This is a genomic window from Streptomyces chisholmiae, from assembly GCF_031845445.1.
GTDB lineage: Bacteria > Actinomycetota > Actinomycetes > Streptomycetales > Streptomycetaceae > Streptomyces > Streptomyces chisholmiae.
The window spans coordinates 1-525 of the sequence record NZ_JAVREO010000083.1; the positions used below are offsets into that span (position 1 = coordinate 1).

Here is a 525-nt window from a genome sequence, read left to right on the forward strand (position 1 = left end):
GCCTTCGACGGTGCGCTGGATGACATCGACGTGGCCGGTCTGGCCGAGGTCGGACGCGGGCCGATCGGCGACATCGCCGTCGATCCCGACCGCGAGACCGTCGTGGTGACCAACGCCGCAGCGCAGAGCCTGACCGTGATCAACCCTCACACCATGAGTGTGGTGGGTTCGGTACGCCTCGCCGGAGACCCGTTCGCCGTCGTTGTCGCAGACGACCGCGCCTACGTCAGCGTCGCCACCGCGGGACATGACTCGATCGTGACGGTCGACACCATCACCGGCGCGGTGCTCGCCGAGTACCCGCTGGCCTTCAGCGTGACCGCGTTGGCCATCAGCCCGGACGGCAAGCGCGTCTTCGCCGGCCGCACCGGCCACGAGCGCATCGACATCGCCGTCATCGACACCACCGCCGAGCGGGTGGGCACCATCGACATCGCCACCGGCCCCGGCATCAACCTCGACGCCCTGCAGATCGACCAGTACGAGCTGATCGAGCTCGGCCACCTGCACAACATCAACGTCGCC

At 68.6% G+C, this 525-nt stretch carries 1 protein-coding gene; it reads left to right on the forward strand.

The window, feature by feature from the left end:
* Positions 1 to 153 precede the first annotated feature (153 nt).
* Positions 154 to 525: YncE family protein (locus RM844_RS32160; protein ID WP_394814650.1), on the forward strand; the 372-nt coding region annotated here is incomplete at its 3' end.